General features: G+C 40.1%; 19 protein-coding genes and 1 pseudogene. 6 read left to right on the forward strand and 14 right to left on the reverse strand.

Annotation, left to right across the window (positions count from 1 at the left end; genetic code table 11):
• The first annotated feature begins 3 nt into the window (after nt 1-3).
• Complete coding sequence (gene rsmD / locus OSH00_RS16385) at nt 4-555, forward strand: 16S rRNA (guanine(966)-N(2))-methyltransferase RsmD (protein WP_266131405.1); 552 nt, start codon at nt 4-6, stop codon at nt 553-555.
• A 187-nt stretch (nt 556-742) separates the two neighbouring features.
• Here rsmD and OSH00_RS16390 read toward each other — a convergent pair whose 3' ends face one another.
• Together OSH00_RS16390 and OSH00_RS16395 are read right to left on the reverse strand one after the other, a co-directional pair.
• A complete protein-coding gene (locus OSH00_RS16390; protein ID WP_266131327.1) occupies nt 743-940 on the reverse strand; it encodes a hypothetical protein in 198 nt (65 codons plus the stop codon).
• A gap of 138 nt (nt 941-1,078) precedes the next feature.
• A complete protein-coding gene (locus tag OSH00_RS16395; protein WP_266131328.1) occupies nt 1,079-1,540 on the reverse strand; it encodes a hypothetical protein in 462 nt (153 codons plus the stop codon).
• 238 nt (nt 1,541-1,778) lie between these two features.
• Here OSH00_RS16395 and OSH00_RS16400 point away from each other — a divergent pair, with 238 nt between their 5' ends.
• The gene (locus tag OSH00_RS16400; RefSeq protein ID WP_266131329.1) at nt 1,779-2,540 is read left to right on the forward strand and encodes a 3-oxoacyl-ACP reductase; all 762 of its coding nucleotides are present in this window, start codon (nt 1,779-1,781) and stop codon (nt 2,538-2,540) included.
• Nucleotides 2,541-2,636: 96 nt separating this feature from the next.
• On the opposite strand, the gene sucD is transcribed toward OSH00_RS16400, so the two are convergent.
• From sucD to sdhC, 9 genes are all read right to left on the reverse strand, one after another.
• Nucleotides 2,637-3,527, reverse strand: coding sequence for a succinate--CoA ligase subunit alpha (gene sucD, locus OSH00_RS16405; RefSeq protein ID WP_196075666.1), 891 nt, complete (start codon nt 3,525-3,527; stop codon nt 2,637-2,639).
• Nucleotides 3,528-3,539: 12 nt separating this feature from the next.
• Nucleotides 3,540-4,706 (reverse strand): ADP-forming succinate--CoA ligase subunit beta, encoded by a 1,167-nt coding sequence (sucC, locus tag OSH00_RS16410; RefSeq protein WP_266131330.1) that lies wholly within the window; start codon nt 4,704-4,706, stop codon nt 3,540-3,542.
• A gap of 169 nt (nt 4,707-4,875) precedes the next feature.
• Complete coding sequence (gene lpdA / locus OSH00_RS16415; protein WP_266131331.1) at nt 4,876-6,312, reverse strand: dihydrolipoyl dehydrogenase; 1,437 nt, start codon at nt 6,310-6,312, stop codon at nt 4,876-4,878.
• Nucleotides 6,313-6,372: 60 nt separating this feature from the next.
• Entirely contained in the window at nt 6,373-7,587 is a 1,215-nt protein-coding gene (gene odhB / locus OSH00_RS16420; protein WP_196075663.1) for a 2-oxoglutarate dehydrogenase complex dihydrolipoyllysine-residue succinyltransferase, read from the reverse strand.
• A complete protein-coding gene (locus tag OSH00_RS16425) occupies nt 7,587-10,424 on the reverse strand; it encodes a 2-oxoglutarate dehydrogenase E1 component (RefSeq protein WP_196075685.1) in 2,838 nt (945 codons plus the stop codon). Before OSH00_RS16425 ends, odhB begins: the two co-directional genes overlap by 1 nt.
• 613 nt (nt 10,425-11,037) lie before the next feature.
• Nucleotides 11,038-11,748: a succinate dehydrogenase iron-sulfur subunit gene (locus OSH00_RS16430; protein WP_266131332.1), complete on the reverse strand. Its 711-nt coding sequence runs from the start codon at nt 11,746-11,748 to the stop codon at nt 11,038-11,040.
• A 14-nt stretch (nt 11,749-11,762) separates the two neighbouring features.
• The gene (sdhA, locus tag OSH00_RS16435; RefSeq protein WP_266131333.1) at nt 11,763-13,661 is read right to left on the reverse strand and encodes a succinate dehydrogenase flavoprotein subunit; all 1,899 of its coding nucleotides are present in this window, start codon (nt 13,659-13,661) and stop codon (nt 11,763-11,765) included.
• Between the two features lie 12 nt (nt 13,662-13,673).
• Nucleotides 13,674-14,039: a succinate dehydrogenase, hydrophobic membrane anchor protein gene (sdhD, locus tag OSH00_RS16440; RefSeq protein WP_004717289.1), complete on the reverse strand. Its 366-nt coding sequence runs from the start codon at nt 14,037-14,039 to the stop codon at nt 13,674-13,676.
• Entirely contained in the window at nt 14,039-14,428 is a 390-nt protein-coding gene (gene sdhC / locus OSH00_RS16445) for a succinate dehydrogenase, cytochrome b556 subunit (protein ID WP_198426924.1), read from the reverse strand. Before sdhC ends, sdhD begins: the two co-directional genes overlap by 1 nt.
• Before the next feature lie 1,080 nt (nt 14,429-15,508).
• Here sdhC and gltA point away from each other — a divergent pair.
• The 3 genes and pseudogenes from gltA to OSH00_RS16460 all read left to right on the forward strand — a co-directional run bounded on the left by gltA (nt 15,509) and on the right by OSH00_RS16460 (nt 20,330).
• Complete coding sequence (gltA, locus tag OSH00_RS16450; protein ID WP_266131334.1) at nt 15,509-16,783, forward strand: citrate synthase; 1,275 nt, start codon at nt 15,509-15,511, stop codon at nt 16,781-16,783.
• Nucleotides 16,784-17,048: 265 nt separating this feature from the next.
• Nucleotides 17,049-18,531 (forward strand): annotated as a pseudogene (locus OSH00_RS16455) (peptide MFS transporter).
• The gene (locus OSH00_RS16460; RefSeq protein WP_266131335.1) at nt 18,528-20,330 is read left to right on the forward strand and encodes an aminopeptidase P family protein; all 1,803 of its coding nucleotides are present in this window, start codon (nt 18,528-18,530) and stop codon (nt 20,328-20,330) included. The pseudogene OSH00_RS16455 and the gene OSH00_RS16460 overlap by 4 nt, the downstream one beginning before the upstream one ends.
• Nucleotides 20,331-20,496: 166 nt before the next feature.
• Here the strand turns inward: OSH00_RS16460 and OSH00_RS16465 are convergent, their stop codons facing one another.
• The gene (locus tag OSH00_RS16465; protein WP_266131336.1) at nt 20,497-21,147 is read right to left on the reverse strand and encodes a hypothetical protein; all 651 of its coding nucleotides are present in this window, start codon (nt 21,145-21,147) and stop codon (nt 20,497-20,499) included.
• A 36-nt stretch (nt 21,148-21,183) separates the two neighbouring features.
• Entirely contained in the window at nt 21,184-21,852 is a 669-nt protein-coding gene (locus tag OSH00_RS16470; protein WP_266131337.1) for a YARHG domain-containing protein, read from the reverse strand.
• Nucleotides 21,853-22,028: 176 nt separating this feature from the next.
• Here OSH00_RS16470 and OSH00_RS16475 point away from each other — a divergent pair, with 176 nt between their 5' ends.
• Nucleotides 22,029-22,709, forward strand: coding sequence for a DUF2306 domain-containing protein (locus tag OSH00_RS16475; RefSeq protein ID WP_420909538.1), 681 nt, complete (start codon nt 22,029-22,031; stop codon nt 22,707-22,709).
• A 46-nt stretch (nt 22,710-22,755) separates the two neighbouring features.
• Here OSH00_RS16475 and OSH00_RS16480 read toward each other — a convergent pair whose 3' ends face one another.
• Nucleotides 22,756-24,525 carry an NAD(P)-binding domain-containing protein gene (locus OSH00_RS16480; protein ID WP_266131338.1) on the reverse strand — a complete coding sequence of 590 codons (1,770 nt, stop codon included), beginning with the start codon at nt 24,523-24,525 and terminating at the stop codon, nt 22,756-22,758.
• Between the last annotated feature and the right edge of the window lie 17 nt (nt 24,526-24,542).

A 24,542-nucleotide genomic window follows, 5' to 3' on the forward strand; every position in this document is an offset into this window, starting at 1 on the left:
AAAGTGAAAAACCAATTACGTATTATTGGTGGGGAATGGAAACGCCGAGTACTTTCTTTTGCGGATATCGATGGACTGCGTCCTACACCAGATCGTGTTAGAGAAACTTTGTTTAATTGGTTGATGTGGGATATTCAAAATACCAAAGTTCTTGACCTTTGTGCAGGTTCTGGGGCTTTGAGTTTTGAAGCCTTATCTCGTGGCGCTCGCCATGTATTGATGATTGAGCCCAATACAGCACAGGCAAAATTTTTAAAAGAAAATATCCAACAGCTTAAAGTTGAAAATTGCCAACTTAAGGTTCAGACTGCCCAACAAGCATTGTCAAACCTGAATGAACAATTTGATTTGATATTTTTAGATCCACCTTATAGTTTGAATTTATGGGAAGAATTGGCTCAAAAGGCTGACCCATATCTAGCGGATCAAGCATTGATTTATGTTGAAGCAGATCGTGCCCTCAGCCAACTCAATTTACCTTCAACTTGGCAACTGCAAAAACAAACCAAAGCCGGTGTGGTACAAGCAGGCTTATTTAAAAAAATTTCGGTCTAAATTTATACATGAGTCATTAAATAAGCCGTTGAGTTAATAACACTAAGACATGGTTGGATTCTCAATGATGGAAAATACCCTTTCTCGTTGCCATCTGAGCTCTCTGATGTAGCCGTAATTGCGGTTCAGTCTCAACGCATTAAATGAATATCCATTCAACATAATACGACTGTGATCGATTTAAAGATTAACGTTTACTCCAATTCCAATCACGATCATTTCGATCTCGATCATAGCGATCACGGTCATGGCGATGATCCCAACGGTCACGATCACGGTGATCATATCGACCATGTCCGCCACGATGATCATCATCATATGGCGCAACAATACAGCCCGTTAAGGAAATACCTAAAACACTGAGCACAATAATTTTCTTCATCATGGTCTTGATACCTATTCACCTTATTGGCTTTAGCTTAACCATGCATTGTGAAGTCCAATGCAAGCTTATGTATCAACGTGTAGTTATTTCAACATGATTTATTCACATTACTCAATTTCTTAAAAAAGATTATTTAAATTAATAAGTTAATGTTCGAATCCAAAACAGTCGTATGAGTTGCCCGCGATCATATGGAAAACTGGAAATATATTCATATCCGACTTTATTCAACGCATTGATCTTAAACTCCATGCCATAACCAAAGGACAGATAAAGTTCATTTACAGAAGCACTGTTAGAGTTTGGATTGATCAACGAAGTTTTTAGCTGTTGTACATTATAAGCCGTATAATTAAAAATCCGAATTCGATCATTTTCATAAAATGGGTTGCTCAAGATTGAGTAATCTGCCAATTGCTGATCATGCTCCTCCGCTAATTTTTTCTGGATTTCACTTTGCTGTAAAAAATCTTCATTTTGATCTGTTGCTTCATCAATAGAACTTAGGCGATTTTCTGGATTTTCAATATGAAATAAAGCATCTTGTTCCAGTTCAATATCTGATTCTTGAGCATCTTGCTGATACTCCAGTTTTTCCATAGTAACAGATTCAGGTATCACGATCATTTGATCGAAAGCGTAGAGCTGTGAATTAAATCCAAATAGAAGAATCAGCTTGAAGTAAAAATTGCAGAAAAATCGCATAAGTAAGATGGTCAATTTATGAAGAATTTTATGGCTTATATCAATGCGGAAAATATGTGATAGATTATATTAAATGTATCATATTTAAAGTGAAGTTAAAATTTAACTTATTTCAATTCAATGGATGATTCGCATGGAAATACGTGATCAAATTATTCTCGTTACGGGGGGTGCACGTGGCTTAGGTCTTGCAATTACCTATGCTTTAATCCGAGAAGGTGCAAGAGTTGTTGTCAATTATTTCAACAGTGAAGAATCAGCGCAGCAACTTGCCAACGCGCATGCTGAACAGGTTTTTATCTATAAAGCCGATGTGACTGATGAAGAACAAGTGAACTTGATGTTCAAAAAAGCCAAATTGCATTATGGGCATGCCATTACTTCAGTCATTAATAATGCGCTTTTATCTTTTAAATTTGATGGAGACTTACGTCCTAAAGTCGAAGCGCTGAGTTGGCATAGCATGCAACAGCAATTAGATAGTGCTGTTAAAGCAGCTTTAAATACAACACAAGCTGCTCTAGAAGATATGAAGAAAGATCAATTTGGCCGTATCATTAATATTGGAACAAATCTGGTACAAAATCCTGTGGTTCCGTATCATGACTATACTGCAGCGAAAGCAGCACTTTTGGCATTTACCCGTACAACATCACATGACCTCGGACAGTATGGGATTAATGTCAATATGCTTTCAGGCGGTCTGTTACGTAAGACTGATGCCAGCAGTGCCACACCTGATCAAGTCTTTGACTTGATTGCTGCATCAACGCCATTACAGGAAGTTACTACTCCGGAACAATTTGCTGATGCAATATTGTTATTTTTATCGCCTTGGTCTAGGGCTGTGACAGGACAAAACCTCATCGTTGATGGCGGTCTAGTCAAGGGCTAACGATCAAGCCGACAGTCAATCAAACTGCTTAAACCATCTAATAAAAAATGAGAGCTTCGAGGCTCTCATTTTTTGAATCGTCTTAAAATATTGGGATTAAACCAATCCTTTCTTTTTCAACACATCAAGCATGGTTGAACCTAGTTCAGCAGGGCTACGTGTATAAGCCATGCCTGCCTTTTCAAATGCAGCAAATTTCTCTTCAGCAGTACCTTTACCACCTGAGATAATCGCACCTGCATGCCCCATACGTTTACCTTTAGGCGCCGTAACACCCGCGATATAGCCGACCACAGGCTTGGTCACATTGGATTGGATGTATTCCGCAGCTTCTTCTTCTGCAGTACCGCCAATCTCACCAATCATAATGATCGCTTCAGTCTGTGGATCTTCTTGGAAAAGTTTTAAGCAATCAATTTGGTTCATACCCGGAATTGGGTCACCACCGATACCAATACAAGTTGACTGACCTAGACCAAGCTTGGTTGTTTGGGCAACAGCTTCATAAGTCAATGTACCAGAGCGTGAAATGATCCCGATTTTACCTGGTTGGTGAATATGACCTGGCATAATTCCGATCTTGCATTCACCCGGTGTGATGATTCCTGGACAGTTAGGACCAATTAAACGCGCGTTATTACCATAAGTTTCAAGATAACGCTTTGCTTTCAGCATGTCTAAAGTTGGTACACCCTCAGTGATCACAACAATCAATTCGATACCTGAATCAATCGCTTCAACGATTGAGTCCAATACAAATGGCGCTGGCACATAGATAGAGGTTGCATTTGCACCTGTCTCTTTTACTGCTTCTCGCATGGTATTGAATACAGGCAAACCGATATGCGTTTGACCGCCTTTACCCGGTGTTACACCACCAACAACTTTTGTGCCGTATGCGATTGACTGCTCTGAATGGAATGTACCATTTTTACCCGTAAAGCCTTGTACCAATACTTTTGTGTCTTTGTTTACTAATACGCTCATGATTGATACTCCTTACGCTTTCACTGCAGCAACAACTTTTTCTGCCGCATCGGCTAAACCGCTTGCAGAAATTAATTTTAAACCTGATTCATCCAGTAATTTTGCACCCAACTCTGCATTGTTGCCCTCTAAACGGACAACCACAGGTACAGTGACATTTACTTCTTGAACCGCTGCAATAATCGCTTCAGCAATCATGTCACAACGAACAATACCACCAAAGATATTGATCAGCACACCCTGCACTGAACTATCTGAAAGAATGATTTTGAATGCTTCAATTACACGATCTTTGGTTGCACCACCCCCAACATCAAGGAAGTTAGCAGGCTGACCACCATACAGTTTAATAATGTCCATGGTCGCCATTGCCAGACCTGCACCATTCACCATACAGCCAATGTTACCTTCTAGCGCAACATAGTTTAGATCAAACTCAGATGCTTTTAGCTCACGTTCGTTTTCTTGAGATTTATCACGCATTGCTGCAATCTCAGGCAAACGATATAGAGCATTTGAGTCGATACCGACTTTTGCATCTACACATAAAATTTCGCCATTTTCACGAACTGAAAGTGGATTAATTTCAAACAGTGCAAAATCATTTTCAACAAATGCTTTATAAGCACCTGTCATGATGGTCACGAATTGATTAATTTGTTTGTCTTTAAGACCTAACTGGAAGCCAACATCACGTGCTTGGAATGGCAATAAGCCAACCAACGGATCAACTTCAACTTTGATAATTTTTTCTGGTGTTTCTTCTGCAACTTTTTCAATTTCCACACCACCCTCTGTCGAAGCCATAAAGGTCACACGACGGCTCGAACGATCGACAACTGCACCGAGATACAATTCGCGCTCAACTGGGTATACATCTTCACAAACAAGAATACTATTTACAGGCTGACCACTCGCATCTGTTTGATAGGTCACTAAGCGTGTACCCAATAAATTTTTTGCGTATTCAGCGGCTTCTTCTTTTGACTTAACAACTTTCACACCACCCGCTTTACCACGGCCACCAGCATGAACCTGGGCTTTCATCACAGCGAATTTGCCACCAATTTGATCAAATGCTGTTGACGCCTCTTCTGGTGTGGTCACTAAAATGCCTTCTTGAACTGGCATACCATATTTTTTCAACAGCGCTTTCGCTTGATACTCATGTAGATTCATCTTTTACCTTTTACTACTTTTCACGTTGTTATGACACACCAATACTTAGACTTCCATCACAATAACTATTGGCATTTATTAAAAATTGTTGTTGTATTCTTAGATGATTATTCAATTAAAAACAACCATCAGAAGTAAAAAAGAGCGGTCGAAACCGCTCTTTTTTGTTTTATTTACGTTTACGTTGGATGGCGTGAATTGCACGACCATCGACCGCCAGAGCAGCTTCGTGAACCACTTCTGAATATGTTGGATGACCGAAAGTCATCAATTGTAAGTCTTCAACAGAAGATACAAATTCAAGTGCAATCATACCTTGGTGAACGATATCAGAAGCGCCAGGGCCAATGATATGCATACCCAATAAGCGATCAGTTTTTGCATCGGCAACAAATTTAACAAAACCTGCTGATTCATTTGCAGCTAAAGCGCGCCCATTCACAGCAAATGGGAATTGACCAGTTTTAACTTCATGGCCTTTTTCTTTAGCCTGTTCTTCAGTTAAACCAACCCATGCCGCTTCAGGATGTGTATAGATGACAGAAATAATCGTGTCGTAGTTCACTTGTGCAGCATGACCGTGCATACGCTCAACAGCCATTACACCTTCTTCCATTGCTTTGTGTGCAAGCATTGGACCACGAACCAAGTCACCAATCGCATATACACCATCAACAGATGTTGCACACCAATCGTTGACTTCAACCAAACCACGCTCTGTCAATTTAATGCCTGAATCTTCAGCCAATAAACCTTCTGCATACGCTTTACGGCCTACACAAACAATCAATTTATCGAAAGTTTGAGTTTTGTCTTCACCGCCCTGGCTATACTGAACAGTTACTTCACGGCCATTGATTTCAGTACCAGAAACTTTAGCACCAATACGAATATCTAAACCTTGTTTGGTTAAAAGTTTTTGATAATCTTTAGCCAAAGCTTTGTCCGCCATTGGTAAGAATGCATCTAATGCTTCAAACACCACAACTTCAGAACCAAGACGACGCCATACTGAACCAAGTTCAAGACCAATAACACCTGCACCAATCACACCTAAACGCTTAGGTACTTCTTGGAATTCTAGAGCACCAGTAGAATCAACAATTAAATCTTCATCTACTTTTGCAACTGGAATATTCACAGGAACAGAACCTGTAGCAAGAATCACATATTTAGGCTCTAAAACTTGAACATCACCACCTTCTAATGGCGTAAATTCAACTTTTTTACCCGCAAGTAATTTACCAGTACCTTGCAACCATTCAATGCCATTTCCCTTAAGGAGCTGAGCAACACCGCCAGTTAAGTTATCAACAACTTTGTCTTTACGAGCCAGTAGCTTTTGCAAATCAAGTTGTACATTTTCAACTGAGATTCCGTGTACATCTAAACCATGAAGTGTGTCTTCATAATGATGTGAAGAATCTAATAATGCTTTAGAAGGAATACATCCAACATTTAAGCAAGTACCACCTAAAGATGGCTTACCTTTGTGTACGCGTTTTTCGATACACGCAACTTTAAAACCAAGTTGTGCAGCACGAATTGCCGCTTCATAACCACCTGGTCCACCGCCGATTACAACAAGATCAAACTGTTGAGACATGCTTATCTCCAAGAACAAGCCTAGAGGATCACCCTAAGCTTGTGATGTTATTCTATAGAATTAAAGATCAAGGATAAGTTTAGCTGGTTCTTCAAGTAACTCTTTTACAGTTACCAAGAAACCAACAGCTTCTTTACCATCAATCATACGATGGTCATAAGAAAGTGCTAAATACATCATTGGAAGAATTTCAACCTGACCATTGACTGCCATAGGACGTTCTTGGATTTTGTGCATACCCAAGATTGCAGTTTGTGGTTGGTTTAAAATCGGTGTTGAAAGCAATGAACCGAAAGTACCACCGTTGGTAATCGTGAACGTACCGCCAGTCATTTCTTCGATAGACAGTTTACCTTCACGTGCTTTTGCAGCATATGCACCAATACCAGATTCAACTTCAGCATAGTTCATGCGATCAGTATCGCGAAGCACAGGAACAACAAGACCACGGTCAGAAGAAACCGCTACACCGATATCATAGTAACCGTGATAAATGATGTCATCGCCATCAATTGATGCGTTTACAGCTGGATAACGTTTAAGCGCTTCAGTACAAGCTTTAACGAAGAATGACATAAAGCCTAGACGTGCACCATGGCGTTTTTCGAAAGCATCTTTATATTGCTTACGCATTTCCATGATTGGCTTCATGTTGACTTCATTGAACGTTGTCAACATTGCAGTTTGCTGAGTTGCAGCAAGAAGACGTTCAGCAACACGTTTACGTAAACGTGTCATTGGAACACGTTTCTCGATACGCTCACCTACAGCAACACTCAGTGGTGTTGCAGGAGCAGCAGCTGGTTTGGCTTGATGATTTGCAACATCTTCCTTAGTGATACGACCACCACGACCAGTGCCATCAACATCAGCAGCAGCAATACCCGTTTCAGTCAGTGCTTTACGTACTGCTGGCGCTTGATCTTGCACTTGAGCACGTTCAACAACAGGTGCATTACCTGCTTGAGTTTGCGCAGCAGCTTGCTCAACTTTCTCTTCAGATTGAACTGCTTGAGTTTGAGCTGCACCAGAAACTGCACCTTCTTCAAATGTTGCAATCACTTCAGCAGAAAGAACTGTATCACCTTCATTCTTGATGATTGCAGAAATAGAACCATCAGCAGGAGCAACAACTTCTAAAACAACTTTATCCGTTTCAATATCACAGATCACTTCATCACGTGATACTGCTTCACCTGGTTGTTTGTGCCAAGTTGCGATTGTTCCGTCAGCAACTGACTCTGGGAACACAGGTGCTTTAATTTCGGTTGCCATTATTTAGATTCTCCTGATTGATCAGCCACGATCGCTAAAGCGTCATTTACGAGCTGAGCTTGTTGTTTTGCATGCAAATATGGTGAGCCACATGCAGGTGCAGCTGAAGCTTCGCGTCCTGCATAGCTAATTTGAATTTGTTGACCAGATTTCATTACACCTTCATATAGACGAGGAGCAATGAATAACCATGCGCCTTGGTTTTTCGGTTCTTCTTGACACCAAACGAGTTCTTTCACGTTTGGATAAGTAGCAAGAACTTCTGCAAGACGTTTTTCTGGGTATGGATATAATTGTTCAACACGTACTACTGCAATGTTCAAGTTTTCTTCACGACGTTTTTCGAGTAAGTCGTAATAAACTTTACCACCACAAAGTACAACACGTGTTACATCTTGTTTATTGATTTGATCAATTTCATCAATCACGGTCTGGAATGTACCAGTTGCAAGCTCATCAAGCGTTGATGTTGCAAGTTTGTGACGAAGCAATGATTTAGGCGAAGTCACAATCAATGGTTTACGGATTGGACGTACCGCTTGACGACGCATTGCATGGAAGATTTGTGCAGGTGTCGTAGGTGTAATCACTTGCATATTTTCTTCAGCACATAACTGTAAGAAACGCTCTAGACGTGCAGATGAATGCTCTGGACCTTGACCTTCAAAACCGTGCGGAAGAAGAAGTGTCAAACCACAAACACGCTCCCATTTGGTCTCGCCAGAAGAGATAAACTGGTCAATCACCACTTGGGCACAGTTTGCAAAGTCACCGAACTGAGCTTCCCAGATTACCAAACTTTTTGGTAAGGTCGTTGCATAGCCATATTCGAATGCAAGTACCGCCATTTCTGACAATAGCGAGTCATAAATTGCAGTACGTGGCTGGTTTTCTTTGATATGACACAGCGGAATATATACTGAACCATCAACTTGGTTATGCAGTTTTGCGTGTCGATGTGAGAATGTACCACGACCAACGTCTTCGCCCGTCAAACGAACCAAGTAGCCATCATCAAGAATAGAAGCATATGCTAGCGTTTCTGCCGCACCCCAGTTAAGTGGCATTTCACCAGTTTGCATCTTAAAGCGATCATCAATCACTTTCGATACTTGGCGTTGCATCACGAAGCCTTCTGGAAGCTCGCGCATTTTTGTACCCAGTTCTTTTAAACGCTCAATCGGGAATGTCGTATCCCAATCATCGGTATATTCATGACCTAGGTATGGTGTCCAATCCACAAACATTTTTTTGTTTGGTTCAAGTACCAATGCATTTGCTACGTGGTTACCAGCTTCAAGATCTTCACGGTATTTTTCAACTAAAGCATCAGCAGAAGCGCGATCTAAAACTTTTTCCTGTACCAACTGATCTGCATAAAGCGTACGTGTTGTCGCTTTTTTATTGATCACTTGATACATCATTGGTTGAGTTGCTGCTGGCTCATCGGCTTCGTTATGTCCACGACGACGATAACAGAACATGTCAATCACAACATCTTTACGGAATGTATGACGGAAGTCATGCGCCAACTGAGAAACAAACAATACGGCTTCAGGATCATCACCATTAACATGGAAAATCGGAGCCTGAATCATTTTTGCGATATCAGTACAGTACTCTGTAGAACGTGCATCACGTGGATCAGATGTTGTAAAGCCCACTTGGTTGTTAACCACAATGTGAACTGTACCACCTACGGTATAACCACGAGTTTGTGACATTTGGAAAGTTTCTTGGTTCACACCTTGACCTGCAAATGCCGCATCACCGTGAACAATCACTGGTAATACATCATCACCGCCAATATCTTTACGACGAACCTGACGGGCACGTACCGAACCTTCAACTACAGGTCCAACGATTTCCAAATGTGATGGGTTAAATGCCAATGCCAAGTGTACTTCGCCACCTGGCGTCATTACATTCGAAGAGAAACCTTGATGGTATTTTACGTCACCAGAACCTTTTTTATTGAGCGCCTTACCTTCAAACTCACCAAACAAATCAGCAGGGTTTTTACCCATGATATTAACAAGCAAGTTCAAACGGCCGCGGTGTGGCATACCGATTACGACTTCTTTACAACCAACTGAACCAGCACGCTGAATCAGTTCGTTCACCATCGGAATGAAAGACTCACCACCTTCTACACCGAAACGCTTAGCACCAACATATTTGTTACCAAGATATTTTTCCAATCCTTCAGCCGCTGTTAAACGCTCAAGTACATGTTTCTTTTGTTCTGCTGAGAAACCAAATTGACCACGTGCACTTTCAAGGCGCTGTTGAATCCAACGCTTTTCTTTGGTATCAACAATGTGCATGTATTCAGCACCAATCGAAGCACAGTAAGTTGCTTCCATTGCGTTGACCATTTCACCCAAAGTCGCTTCAGTTTTACCAATCGCCAAGTTGCCCGCATTGAACACTGTATCTAAATCAGATTTTGTTAACCCATGAGCAGCAAGGTCTAAATCAGGCACATCTTCACGTTTAGCCAAACCAAGTGGATCAAGTTTTGCTTTTTGATGACCACGGTTACGGTATGCTGCAATCAGTTGCAATACACCAATTTGACGACGCTCATGCTCAGTACTTACTTCACTTTGAACAACTGGCTGAACACGACTTGAATTACGACCTAATAATAAGAATTGCTCACGAATATTTCCGTGCGGTTGGTCGCCTTTAGGGAATTTATCGAAATATTGACGCCAATCCTCACCTACTGAGGTTGGAGAAGAAAGGTACTGTTCGTAAAGCTCTTCAATATACGCTGCACTGTCAGCGGAAAGTTCAGTATCAAGACGCAATGCGTCAGCAACTTCTTGCATTTGTGGACCCATTTCCTATTGCAAAAACATTAGAGGGTGCTTTTTAAGCACTCCCATGATTGATAATGCCAAATCGGTAAATTGACATTCACCCATCAGGTACTAATGACCATGGGGCGTTATAAACATTAGCTTATTACTAATGCATACAATGAATCATAACGCCCTCATTGGCATCATCACTCACTTATATACTCAACCGAGGCTGAGCAATTTTTTGCAAATCGACTTAGAAAAAACAAAAGGCTTTTTGCTTTTTCTAAAGCGGTTCTAAACGGCATCTATCAAAAAGATTTATAAACCGTTCTGAGTCACACTTATGTTGAAAAAATGTACCAAAAACAAAGTCACTTTTTTACATATAGTGGTTTGTTAAATCGTAACATGATCTGCCACTTCAATTGATTTTTTTGACACATACCATCTATAAATTAGCGAAATACATACAAGAAATAATCAATTATTATCCCTCCATTTATATCGGGTCAATTCTGCTTTTTTCAACGCTCTCAACCAAGTTCTCCACGATAAAAAATAGCATGCCCTCACCTTGAGTAATGTGCATAAAAAAAAGAGCGCACACCAAAGATGTACGCTCTTTATTGACGTCGTATTAACCTGCTTGGTCAAGCAACATGCTACGGATATGACCGATTGCTTTTGTTGGGTTTAAACCTTTAGGACATACAGATACGCAGTTCATGATTCCTTTGCAACGGAACAATGAAAACGGGTCATCAAGACGTGATAAACGCTCTTGAGTTGCTGTATCACGAGAATCGATAATAAAACGATATGCATTCAGCAATGCCGAAGGACCCAAGAATTTATCAGGGTTCCACCAGAATGATGGACATGAAGTTGAACAACATGCACAAAGAATACATTCATACAAACCATTTAAGTGTTCACGCTCTTCTGGAGACTGTAAACGCTCTTTAGGTGGCGCAGGCTGATTATTGATCAGGAACGGCTGAATTTTGTCATACTGATCGTAGAACTGATTCATATCCACAACCAAATCTTTAACCACTGGCAAACCAGGCAATGGACGAATGACGATTTTTTCAGGTAAATCGTTCAGGTTCCACAAGCAAGCAAGACCATTTTTACCATTGATATTCACACCGTCAGAACCGCAAATACCTTCACGGCAAGAACGACGGAATGTTAATGATTCGTCCTGTACTTTCAATGCTAGAAGTGCGTCAAGCAACATACGGTGCTTATCTGTCAGTTCCAGTTTAAAAGTTTGCATATACGGCGCTTTATCCTTATCAGGATCATAGCGGTAGATTTCGAACGTACGAGTACCTCTACTCATCTTATCTCTCCCGATTAGAATGTACGTGGTTTAGGTTCAATTGGTTCTACAGACAATGGGCTGTAACGTACAGGTTTGTATTCAAGATGATTATCCGCTGAATACCATAATGTATGTTTCATCCACTCATCATCACGACGACCGTATGAATAGTGCGGATCATCAGCAGGTAATTCATAATCAACTACCGTATGTGCACCACGACATTCTTTACGCGCAGCAGCAGAAATCAAGGTTGCTTTTGCGACTTCATATAAGTTTTCAACTTCTAAAGCTTCGATACGTGCAGTATTAAATACTTTAGATTTGTCTTTCAAATGGATGTTACGAACACGCGGTTCAATCGCAAGGATCTGCTTCACACCCTCATCAAGCAAGGCTTGAGTACGGAATACACCAGCATGGTCCTGAACAATGTCACGAATTGCATCGGCAACTTCTTGAGCATTTTCACCAGAAGTTGAATCATCTAAATGACGAATACGTTTCAAAGTGTTTTCAAGCACATCATTTGGAAGTGGTTGATAATCATCACCGTGGTGTTTTGTCACATAATCAATGATGTGCTCACCCGCAGCTTTACCAAATACAACCAAATCAAGAAGTGAATTGGTACCCAGACGGTTTGCACCATGTACAGATACACATGAACATTCGCCAATTGCATAGAACCCTTTTACAGGTACTGTGTAATTCATTGTGCCATTGGTTGTATATTCATTGGCTGTTTTATCAAATCCAGCATAGAAGCCTGGTTCATTTTTAGCTGCTTCAGGAATCACCACTTGACCATGAATATTGGTTGGAATACCACCCATTTGATAATGGATTGTTGGTACTACTGGAATTGGCTCTTTGGTAATATCAACGTTGGCAAATTTCTTACCAATTTCAAACACTGAAGGTAAACGCTTCATGATTGTGTCCGCACCCAAGTGCGTCATATCAAGAAGAATATAATCACCTTTAGGACCACAACCACGACCTTCTTTGATTTCCTGGTCCATTGAACGTGATACGAAGTCACGCGGTGCCAAGTCTTTCAAAGTTGGCGCATAGCGTTCCATGAACGGTTCGCCGTCTTTGTTACGAAGGATTGCACCTTCACCACGACAACCTTCAGTCAACAATACACCCGCACCCGCAACACCCGTTGGGTGGAATTGCCAGAATTCCATGTCTTGTAATGGAATACCCGCACGTGCAGCCATACCAAGACCATCACCCGTATTGATATAAGCATTGGTAGATGCACGGTAAACACGACCCGCACCACCTGTAGCGAACAACGTTGCTTTGGCTTGGAATACTGCAATCTTGCCTGTTTCCTGGTCGATTGCAGTTACACCGAGTACATCACCTGCTTCGTTACGGATTAAATCTAATGCAATCCATTCAACGAAGAATTGAGTACCCATTTTCACATTGCTTTGATAAAGCGTATGAAGCAGTGCATGACCTGTACGGTCAGCAGCAGCACAGGCACGAGGTACCGGTTTTTCACCGTAGTTCGCAGAGTGACCGCCAAACGGACGTTGGTAAATTGTGCCATCTGCGTTACGGTCAAATGGCATACCCAAGTGTTCAAGTTCATAAACAACTTTAGGTGCCTCACGACACATGAACTCGATTGCATCTTGGTCACCTAACCAGTCAGAACCTTTTACCGTGTCATAAAAGTGATAGTGCCAGTTATCATCTTGCATATTACCAAGTGATGCACCGATACCACCTTGTGCCGCAACAGTATGAGAACGTGTTGGGAATACTTTAGTCAGCACTGCAACCTTCAAACCTGCTTGAGCAAGTTGATATGAAGCACGCATACCTGAACCACCACCACCAACGATGACTGCATCGAAGAACTGGCTTGGAATATTTGAATAATCTTCTTTAGGGGTTAAAGCGCCCATGACATCTTCCTATCAATTCGCCCAAAAAATCTGGATTGCCCAGATCGCATATGCAATTACAGCAATAATTACTGCTGAAGTTAACACGATGCGTAAACCTGAAGCTGAAGGCCCCATTTGACGAGTAGTCACATAGTCAGTGAATACTTGCCACATGCCAATCCAAGCATGCGCAACAAGAGATAAGACTGCCAATAAAGATAAAATCTTCATCGGAAGTGTCATCATAAAGCCGAACCATTGCTCATAGTTAAATCCGCCATTGCACAGAATCCAACCTAATACCACAACAGTATAAACAGCTAGAACAACAGCACTTACGCGTTGGATATACCAATCACGAGAACCTGACCCCGTTAAACCTGTAGCACTTTTCATTAGAGAACAATCCATACGAATGATGCGATAATTGCTATCACAGCCAAGATTAATGCAATAGTTGCTGCTACGCGACCACTTTGCAACTCTTCAGCAAAACCTAGGTCAGCAAGTAGATGCTTAATACCCATAATGAAATGGAATAATAAACCAGCGACAAATACCCATACGACAAAGCGTACAACGAAGCCACCAAAGATTGCTTGAACTTGAGCAAAACCTTCAGGCGAAGACAGAGACTTGTCTAAAAGCCACAAAAGTACCGGTACGAGTAAAAATACGATGACACCTGAAAGACGGTGTAGAATTGATGCAATAGCCACAGGGGATTTTAAGTTTACATCTAAAACTTGACCCATGGACAAATTGACAGGTCTGTTGCTTTTCACAGCGGGCATCCTGTAAGTAAAAACTCCATCCGGAGTTTGTTGGAATTAATTCGAAGGAAAGCTAGCATTGTCAGACAAATAAAATTGTCTGAACTTTAAACGACACTGAATTATAAAACGTGAACTGTCAAATTACAAACCGTGGAAAATAGCTTTTTCTTTAAAAAACACTCAAATAAGAATCATTTACATCCATTTATATAACAAAGATCATGATTTTATTGATGCATTTTTCGCTATCTCTTTATTTTTTATCATTTTTAAACAATATACTTTTAGAGATCATAACGACTTATATTATTTTGATAATTTTAGACTAAAGCACAACAATACGGACAAAAGCGTCCTCTCCTTCTCTCCCCCCCAACATCGTAACCTCGAATCATCTATTTATAGTGATTTAGATACCTATTATGTCGATTCTAAATATCGCTCTATTTTGATTTTTGATGTAGATCATTTTATTTTGTGATTTGAACTGAAGCTTTACAATAAGAAAGAACAACTTAGTTTGTGAATAATTCAATTTTGACTGATCAATATGCTGCATATTTGCTTGTTTTAACAGCAGGCAAAACTTGATTTAACAGTTGTTTTGGATATTTTTTATACCCAAAATAAGATTGCAAAAACTATTTTTTAATCAATTAAGCACTAAAATGAAAATAAATATTTCATCAATTTATTTGGATGTTTTTCATACTGCCATTACATTAAAAGCTATGTAAGTCATGAAATTTAGATGTTTTTAAAACATGAAATTTGAGGGATTCAACTTACAAAAGCATCAAAATATTGGTCAAAAATGCCATTTCCTGTCTAGCAATCCTAATTATTTTTCTGCACCTGACTCTGAATTTACCTTATTATACTGACCGACTCTGAAATTTGATGTTAAATCTGACTGGTTAAAGTTGGACTAACTGTAGATGAAAACATGACTTTTTCATCCATAAGTATAATTGACAAAATTTCAGTACTCACTAAGCTAAATAGCAATTTTTGATCCGTCTGACTTGTGCATTAAAAGATGACTAAGCAAGTTAGATAAAATATCCACCAGGACAGGAGATCTATTGAATGTCTGCAGCAACTGGCAAGAAAGCCGTTCTAGAGCTTGATGGCAAAAAAATTGAATTACCAATTTACAGCGGCACATTGGGCCCAGATGTAATCGACGTTAAGGATGTGTTGGCTTCAGGTCACTTTACTTTTGATCCTGGTTTTATGGCGACAGCTTCTTGCGAGTCTAAAATCACTTTCATTGATGGTGATAAAGGCGTTCTTTTACACCGTGGCTATCCTATTGCTCAACTTGCGACTCAAGCTTCTTACTTAGAAACTTGCTATTTATTGTTAAGCGGTGAACTTCCTACTGCTGAACAAAAATCAGACTTCGAAAACAAAGTCCGCAACCACACTATGGTTCATGATCAAGTCAGCCGTTTCTTCAATGGTTTCCGTCGTGATGCTCATCCAATGGCTGTGATGTGTGGTGTAGTGGGTGCGTTATCTGCGTTCTATCACAATGGTTTTGACGTTGAAAACGTAGATCACCGTGAAATCACTGCAGTTCGTTTAGTTGCTAAAATCCCTACTTTAGCTGCTTGGACGTACAAGTATACAATCGGTCAACCGTTCGTATATCCACGTAACGATTTAAGCTATGCTGAAAACTTCTTGTACATGATGTTTGCTACTCCAGCAGATCGTGACTATAAAGTTAACCCTATTCTTGCAAAAGCAATGGACCGTATCTTTACGCTTCATGCTGACCATGAACAAAATGCATCTACGTCTACAGTACGTTTAGCGGGTTCTACTGGTGCTAACCCATACGCTTGTATCGCTGCAGGTATTGCTGCCCTTTGGGGACCTGCTCACGGTGGTGCGAACGAAGCTGTTCTTAAGATGCTTGATGACATCGGCACTGTAGAAAATGTTGCGCCGTTCATGGAAAAAGTTAAAACCAAAGAAGTTAAACTGATGGGCTTCGGTCACCGAGTTTATAAAAACTTCGATCCACGTGCGAAAGTGATGAAAGAGACTTGCGACGAAGTGTTAAGTGCACTTGGTATCAATGATCCACAACTTGCGCTTGCAATGGAACTTGAACGTATTGCGCTCAGCGACCCGTACTTCATCGAACGTAAACTTTATCCGAACGTAGACTTCTACTCAGGTATCATCCTTAAAGCGATTGGTATCCCAACAGAAATGTTTACTGTGATCTTTGCGCTTGCACGTACTGTTGGTTGGATCAGCCACTGGTTAGAAATGCACAGCGGTCCGTACAAGATCGGTCGTCCTCGTCAGCTTTATACTGGCGAAACTCAACGTGATATCAAACGTTAATTCGTTACGCGTTCAGATCGAACAAGAGACCACCCTTTGGGGTGGTTTTTTTATTGGCTATTCATATCAATTAGTATAGTATCCATTTATTTTAAAATTCATTTAAAATCAGGTTATAACAATATCAATAATAAGCCTAGAGAACTGAGATTTATAGTTTTCCTATAAAACTTACAAATCACTACTTTATAAAATCCCCAACATATAACTTTATTTTATATATTGTTTAAAAATTTTTTATCATACATTTTCAAAGGAATTGAAGATGCCCCAACATTTATCCAAACAAGTAAACGGCCAAGATCAAGCTTTTTTTGGTCATCCCAAACCCTTAAAAGGTTTATTTTTTACTGAGCTTTGGGAACGTTTTTCCTATTATGGTATTCGCCCTTTACTAATCCTCTATATGGCGGCTTTAGTTGCTGATGGCGGACTCGGCTTAGATCGCCCAACAGCATCAGCAATCGTCGGCTTATTTGCAGGCAGTATGTATTTGATGACCGTATTGGGTGGATGGGTTGCTGACAATTATCTCGGTCAGGAACGCGCAGTGTGGTACGGTTCACTGATCATCGCATTCGGACATTTATCCATTGCATTGGCAGCCTTATTTGGACATTTCTTTTTTTATTTTGGTTTAGTGTTGATTGTGATCGGTTCTGGTCTATTTAAAATCTGTATTTCCGTCATTGTTGGCACATTATATCAGGCTCAAGATTCACGGCGTGATGCAGGATTTTCCATTTTTTATATGGGAATTAATCTAGGCTCATTGATTGCCCCACTCTTGACTGGTTTATTGGTTAAAGAACACGGTTGGCACTGGGGATTTGGAATCGGTGGCGTCGGAATGTTAATCGCCTTGCTGATTTTTAAGTTAATCACTGTGCCTCAGTTAAAACAATTTAATCATGGGCAAGGCGGTGAAAATAACTGGGCTCGTCCTGTTCATTACCATCCTAAAGCCCCCCCAAATCATCATAGGTTTTATTGCAGTTGTTGGCTTGATTATCAGTCTAGTTTCTCTTGGCATAATTAACATCGATCCAATTCAGATCGCCACATATTTCACGATCACGATTTGTATGTGTATTGCCTTATATTTCTGCTATCTATTGCTCTTTGCCGGTTTGAATAATACGGAGAAAAAGCAAATCATCATCTGTTTTATTTTACTGATCACCGCTGCACTTTTCTGGTCTGCATTTGAACAAAAACCAACATCTTTCAATCTTTTCGCCCAAGACTTTACAAACCGCCAATTCTTTGGCTTTGAAATACCCGCCGTTTGGTTTCAGTCGATTAACCCGCTATTCATTATTGCCTTACTGCTCGCTGCGGGTGGTTTCCTCGTGATGAGCATTGCCTGTTACTTGATCACCCAAAATGGCGGAACTGTTTCTGCATTGTGGATTACATCCAGTCTGCTGCTGTTAACACTCGGTGAATTATGCTTAAGCCCTGTTGGTCTTTCAACAATGACTAAGCTTTCTCCAACCATCATTCGTGGACAAGTGATGGGACTCTGGTTTACAGCATCTGCTTTAGGAAACCTGATGGCAGGTTTAATCGGTGGTCATGTTTCTATCCATGAAGTTGACCAATTACCCCTCTTGTTTATGCGATGTGTCATCGCTTTACTTCTTGGTGCACTCGTTCTATGGTTAATGAAGAAACCAATTCGTAAATTACTCAATCAGACACCCTCCTCTCAAAAATCTCTTGATATGCAATTGGAAAAAGTATGAATGCTTTGTCACCTGCCAACAAATTAGAAAACCTTCGTACAATCATGAAGAAATATCAGCAGGATGCTTTTATCGCCATGAGTGCCGATCCACATATGTCAGAGTATCTACCTGATTATTGGAAGATACGTGAATGGCTGACAGGCTTTACGGGTTCAGTCGGCACAATTGTAGTCACTCAAAACTTTGCAGGTTTATGGGTAGATGGTCGATATTGGGTACAAGCTGAACAGCAACTGGAAAATACAGGTTACGTTTTACAAAAGCAGACACCCGATCCGGCTTCAACACATCTGTCTTGGCTTTCCCAACATTTAACCAAAGATGCAAAAATTTCAGTCAATGGAAATACCATTTCCACTCAGCAATACAGCGCTTTATCAGAACTTGCAATAAAACACAGTTTCTTCATTCAAACAGACTTGGATTTAATTGATGAAATTTGGACTGAACGCCCAACACTGCCTCTACAACCCATTTGGCAAATGGCAGATGATTTAAATGCGCAAACACGCTTAGAAAAAATAGCTGCGATCCGTCACAAACTGATTCAGAAAAAAGCAACGGGGCATTTTATTTCTGCACTCGATGATATTGCTTGGATATTGAATTGCAGAGGCAGTGATGTGGAATATAATCCAGTATTTTTAGCACATTTATATATCAGTGCTAAGCGTACCACTATTTTTGTGGATGCTCACAAACTCTCAGATGAACTTAAAAACCAGTTAAAAAGTGAACAAATTGAACTCTTGCCCTATGCCCAAACAATTGAGTATTTAAGCAATCTGCAACAGCAAATAATCCTCATTGATTCAAATAAAGTATCTATTTCCCATGCACAGGCGATCGAGCAGCATAATCAACTCATTCAAGATATCAATCCCAGCACTTTATTTAAATCCCAAAAACACCCCTCGGAAATTCATCATATACGTCACGCCATGATCAAAGATGGGGTTGCGTTGTGCCATTTTTTTCATTGGCTCGATACAGCCTCAACAAATGGTGAATCCATCAATGAGTTGACGATCGACATAATGATCACTGGATTCCGTGCACAGCAACAAGGCTTTCTAGGACTAAGTTTTTCCACGATTGCAGGTTTTAATGCCAATGGTGCGCTACCACATTATCGAGCAACAGAAGAAAGTTTTAGTGACATTGCAGGTAATGGTTTATTGCTCATCGACTCAGGTGCGCAATACGCAGATGGTACGACAGATATCACCCGAGTTGTTCCTATCGGCAACACAAGTATTGAACAAAAACGTGATTATACCCTTGTATTAAAATGTCATATTGCACTTGCTCAAACTGTTTTCCCAGAAGGCATTGCATCACCCCTTCTAGATTCGATCACACGTCAAACCCTGTGGAAATATGGTTTGGATTATCGTCATGGTACAGGTCACGGTGTAGGCTATGCATTGAATGTACATGAGGGACCTCAAGTCATCTCTTATTATGCGCCAGCGACATCTTTTACCAAGATGCATGAAGGTATGATTAGCTCTAATGAACCAGGCTTATACCATCAAGGAAAGTATGGCATTCGAATTGAAAATCTTGTCGTCAATAAAATTAAGCATTTTGAAGATACGACTTATGGTCATTTTTTGGAATTCGAAACACTGACACTGTGCCCGATTAACCTGAGCTGTATTATTTTAGAGCTGTTAAATGATGATGAAAAAGCATGGCTCAATCAATACCATCAAACTGTTCGAGCGCGATTAGCACCTCACTTACAAGGTGATGTTTTAAACTGGTTGAATGAGCATACCCAAGCAATTTAACATTTTATATCAAACAAAGCGCTCAAAATTTTTGATTTTGAGCGCTTTGAAAAAAAACAGAAATCTTTTTCCCATTTGGCTTTTTAAAAGTGATATATCATTGATTTAAAATAATTAACGCAAGAAAGTATACTTTTTGACAGTATCTTTGTTTGCAATAAATGGCTCATAACACAATTTTAATTTTTTCCGTTTTGGTTGTAACTTTTGCATTTTTACATGCATTCGATGATTGAATGGTTTTAATAATTTCATTGCTCGCAGATAAAATCTTTAACTTTGAGACAATTTCTTGACCTGTTTTACAATCTTCCTCACCTAGCTGCTCACTAAATCGTCCAAGATCACTCGAGGATTCAGCAGTTGCAATAATTTTCGCTTTCCACCCGTCAAAATAGACCAAATCGGTCGTTTGGGAAACCTCCCCCTGCCCCGAACCTGCGGATTCTATTTTAACCAAATCGATTGGTTTTGCCCGATACTGCACAGTATGTACCGTGAAATCATTGGCTTGACCACCGAACTCAAGTATTCGTGATTGTTTCAGCTTCGGGCGAGTCAATATGTAGCCGCCCCAAAAATTTCGCCCTGCATTTTCAAATGTCACACCAGACAGATAAGCCAGCTCTCCCGAAAACAAATGGATCTCTTTCATCTGATCAATCATTATCGCTTTGGCTGGTGTCGCCTGTGAATCGTTCAAATTCGTAATACTGTTGATCACTGCTTGATCTGTAGGTGCTGCTGCAAAACTCATGGCAGATGAACATAGAACAAAAAACGCACTACTCCATCGAACTGAAGAAAAATGATGCATAAGATAAATTCTCAGATTTTATGGTTCATTGGGTGCTTAACGCCCCCATTCCATTTTAGCCATATAGGGACGTATTTTTTTAATGCGTTGAATATTGGTTTTTTCTATCTGAGTTAACTGGTTTTCTACATTGGTACTACATGGCATATACCAGCTTTGATCGGCAAATTGATTGGCAATTTCTCGATTAGCAAATGAATAGCCATGTCGTGCATAAATTTCATTACGCATCCAATCCAACTCTTCAGCAGGAATTTGTATATCTTGATCTTTCAATAAACGCTGAGAAGCAACAGGATAATCGCCCACATCTTTTTGATAGCGACATTGCTGTGGTTTCAAATCAAAATATTTGGGCTTAACTTTCGCCGTTGAAGATTCCCAACTCGACTCCAGTACATTGGGTTGATTATGGTTTACAACAAAATTAAATACACCACTGCTTGATGGCGGACCACTTTCTGTTGCAGTAATTTTATAGCCTTGCGCTGTGGTCTGCACCTTACCAGAGAAGCTTTGTTTATTTTTACCCAGAACACTATATCCTTTGACCTGATTACGATCTATGGATTGGATAAATACACCAATTTTTTGCTCATCGTATTTTCCTGACCAAGATTTTGGTAATTGCTGGATATCCAGCGCATAGCTACTTTGAGTGAAAATTGCAGCTAACCCTACGCATGATATTAATCGCTTATTCATTGTTATTCCTATTGTTATGACAGTATTTGATTCATTTTCATGGTAATTTTAAATCAAATTATACGCTTTGTGGTGGACTACCATGTAAAAATAATCAAATTCTCTCCAAATATAATCACTGTGCTTGAATCAATCTTTGATTATAATTTCTCAATCCCATTGTATTACAAGAAATAATGACCAAAGCAAAAAACAGCTTTATCTATATAAGTCTAGCTGCAATTTCACTGCTGATTTATGCCTATTTATGCTACCTCATGGTGGCAATATGTATACAGTATTTTCCATGGCGTACAGACCAGCATTTTTTGTTGCTTAAGCAGGATGTTGTTAATACTCAACCTTGGCAATCGGCTTTTAAAATCCATGTGGTCACTAGTAGCTTGGTACTGATTGCTGGATTTACACAGTTCTTTCGCATTTTTCACACACGTTATCCTAAAATTCATCGGGTTAGCGGTTGGCTCTATTTGATTACCATTTTAGGGTTCTCCTTGCCGAGTGGCTTGATTTTGGCTTTTTCAGCAGCCGGAGGTCTTTCTACACAAATCAGCTTTGTTTTATTAAGCTTATTGTGGGCAATCACCACATTATCGGCTTTATATTTTTTATTAAAAAAACGCTGGATGCTACATCGTGACTGGATGATTCGCAGCTTCGCACTCAGCCTTTCTGCACTGAGTTTAAGAACATGGAAAATGGGGTTGTACACCTTACAGCCCTATTTTGATTGGCTGACACCTATACATATCTATCAATTAGAATCTTGGTTAGCTTGGGTAATCAACTTAATTATTGCAGAAATCATAGTCATTTGGTTGCATCTAAAATCTACACGCCAACAAAAAAAGCCCTAAATAAATTTAGGGCTTTCGAATAACCATATACAGTTTAACCAATATTTTATTCTTTTCGAGTCACCGTGTAATGATTTAAGTCAAGTTGCTTTAACTGATTACGAAGCTCTTGCAATGACCAAGGCCATGCCGCAAAGTTTCGTCCATTTTCATCCAAATAATAGGACTTACAGCCGCCAGCATTAAATACCGTTGTTTTTAGATGCTTTTGTAAACGTCTATTATGTTGTGTGATTACATCACCTTTAATTTCAAAACGGGTGAACTTCTGATCACGCATTTTGAGTAAACCATCGACAATATAGCCGACTTGCGCTTCTGCAATTCCTATAAATGAATCATAGACCAGAATATTGGGTCCCAAGACCAAGAATGCATTTGGAACATGTTCTATGCTTGCTCCCAAATATGCTTCTGGAGAACTGTTTTTCCATCGTTCTGCAAGAACCTGACCATTGGCATCATAAACACGCTTACCAATCGGTGGATGAGAAACCTCAAAACCTGTTCCCCAAATGATCACATCCACTTCATGACGCTCACCATTGGCGGCGATCACCGTATTGCCGTCTATTTCCACCAAACCGTGAGGAATAAGGTTCACATTGTCTTGCTGCAAAGCAGGATAATAGTTGTTCGCAAACAATAAACGCTTACAGCCAATGGTAAAATTAGGCGTTACGTCTTTACGTAGTTTTTCATCTTTAATCTGTAATTTAAGTAATTGTTTACTCAAAAAATTCACAGGTTCCAGTACTTTCGGATTGCGTAAGCCAAAGTTAATCCCGTTTAAAATCTGCGCAATACTATTACGCCAAGTCTGTTGAATGACCGGAAACCTAGAAATAATTCCTTTCGCGGTTTCATTTAATTCCATATCAGCCTTAGGAAGTACCCAAGGTGCCGTGCGCTGAAACACGATCAATTGTTTTGCTAAAGGTTGTACTTGTGGAATAAATTGAATTGCGGATGCACCCGTACCGATAACAGCCACACGCTTACCCGTTAAGTCGCACTCATGGTTCCAACGTGCAGAGTGAAACATTTCGCCCTTGAATGTTTCAATACCTTTTAATTTAGGCATTGAAGGTTCAGTAATTGGGCCTGTAGTAAAAATCACTGTCTTGGCTTGATATTGAGCTTTAGACGTTTCTAAATGCCAAATATGTTGTACTTCATCCCATTTAGCACTGATCAATTCATTATTAAATTCAATTTTCTCACCAAGGTCGTATTTTTCCACCACCTCTTCTAAATAGCTTAATATTTCTGGCTGTTTGGCAAACAGATGGCTCCATTTATGGCTAGGAGAGAATGAAAAAGAATAAAGTGCAGATGGCACATCACAACCGCAACCTGGATAATTGTTATCACGCCAAGTCCCGCCCACACGACTGGCTTTTTCCAGTACTACATAGTCATGATAGCCCACTTGATTCATTTGATAAGCCGCAGCAATCCCGGAAATACCAGCACCTACCACAATTGTGTCATAGGTATGTACAGGCTGTTTTTTCTGGGCATCGGTTACTTTTTTCTCATCAGGCTGCTCAGACTTTGCTGATTTTACGGTTGTTTGAGTTGCAACTTTTTGTTGAGCAGACTTAACCGCAACTTTAGCTGGTGTTTGAATCTCGTTTTTTACTGTAGACGAGCGTTGAGCAGGTTTTAATGCATCCTGTTTACCTTGTGAGCTTTGTGATTGTGCCTTATTCGGTTGAGTCACATGTTTCATCTCTTCAAGCGTTGTTTGCGTTGTGGTCTTTTTAACGCTTTTATCTTCTGGAAGCGTATCTAGAGTCGTTTCTGTTGTCATATTCGTCTACTCAAATC

Origin of the sequence: Acinetobacter nematophilus, assembly GCF_026344175.1 — a bacterium.
Lineage (GTDB): Bacteria > Pseudomonadota > Gammaproteobacteria > Pseudomonadales > Moraxellaceae > Acinetobacter > Acinetobacter nematophilus.

Bases quoted from the DNA above. Each gene is read 5' to 3' on its own strand.
- OSH00_RS16465 (WP_266131336.1), bottom strand. From the start codon at position 21,147: ATGCATCATTTTTCTTCAGTTCGATGGAGTAGTGCGTTTTTTGTTCTA.
- sdhA (WP_266131333.1), bottom strand. From the start codon at position 13,661: ATGGGCGCTTTAACCCCTAAAGAAGATTATTCAAATATTCCAAGCCAG.
- OSH00_RS16390 (WP_266131327.1), bottom strand. From the start codon at position 940: ATGATGAAGAAAATTATTGTGCTCAGTGTTTTAGGTATTTCCTTAACG.
- OSH00_RS16475 (WP_420909538.1), top strand. From the start codon at position 22,029: ATGACCAAAGCAAAAAACAGCTTTATCTATATAAGTCTAGCTGCAATT.
- lpdA (WP_266131331.1), bottom strand. From the start codon at position 6,312: ATGTCTCAACAGTTTGATCTTGTTGTAATCGGCGGTGGACCAGGTGGT.
- OSH00_RS16395 (WP_266131328.1), bottom strand. From the start codon at position 1,540: ATGGAAAAACTGGAGTATCAGCAAGATGCTCAAGAATCAGATATTGAA.
- sucC (WP_266131330.1), bottom strand. From the start codon at position 4,706: ATGAATCTACATGAGTATCAAGCGAAAGCGCTGTTGAAAAAATATGGT.
- sdhD (WP_004717289.1), bottom strand. From the start codon at position 14,039: ATGAAAAGTGCTACAGGTTTAACGGGGTCAGGTTCTCGTGATTGGTAT.
- OSH00_RS16400 (WP_266131329.1), top strand. From the start codon at position 1,779: ATGGAAATACGTGATCAAATTATTCTCGTTACGGGGGGTGCACGTGGC.
- gltA (WP_266131334.1), top strand. From the start codon at position 15,509: ATGTCTGCAGCAACTGGCAAGAAAGCCGTTCTAGAGCTTGATGGCAAA.
- OSH00_RS16430 (WP_266131332.1), bottom strand. From the start codon at position 11,748: ATGAGTAGAGGTACTCGTACGTTCGAAATCTACCGCTATGATCCTGAT.
- odhB (WP_196075663.1), bottom strand. From the start codon at position 7,587: ATGGCAACCGAAATTAAAGCACCTGTGTTCCCAGAGTCAGTTGCTGAC.
- OSH00_RS16470 (WP_266131337.1), bottom strand. From the start codon at position 21,852: ATGAATAAGCGATTAATATCATGCGTAGGGTTAGCTGCAATTTTCACT.
- sucD (WP_196075666.1), bottom strand. From the start codon at position 3,527: ATGAGCGTATTAGTAAACAAAGACACAAAAGTATTGGTACAAGGCTTT.
- OSH00_RS16460 (WP_266131335.1), top strand. From the start codon at position 18,528: ATGAATGCTTTGTCACCTGCCAACAAATTAGAAAACCTTCGTACAATC.
- OSH00_RS16425 (WP_196075685.1), bottom strand. From the start codon at position 10,424: ATGCAAGAAGTTGCTGACGCATTGCGTCTTGATACTGAACTTTCCGCT.
- OSH00_RS16480 (WP_266131338.1), bottom strand. From the start codon at position 24,525: ATGACAACAGAAACGACTCTAGATACGCTTCCAGAAGATAAAAGCGTT.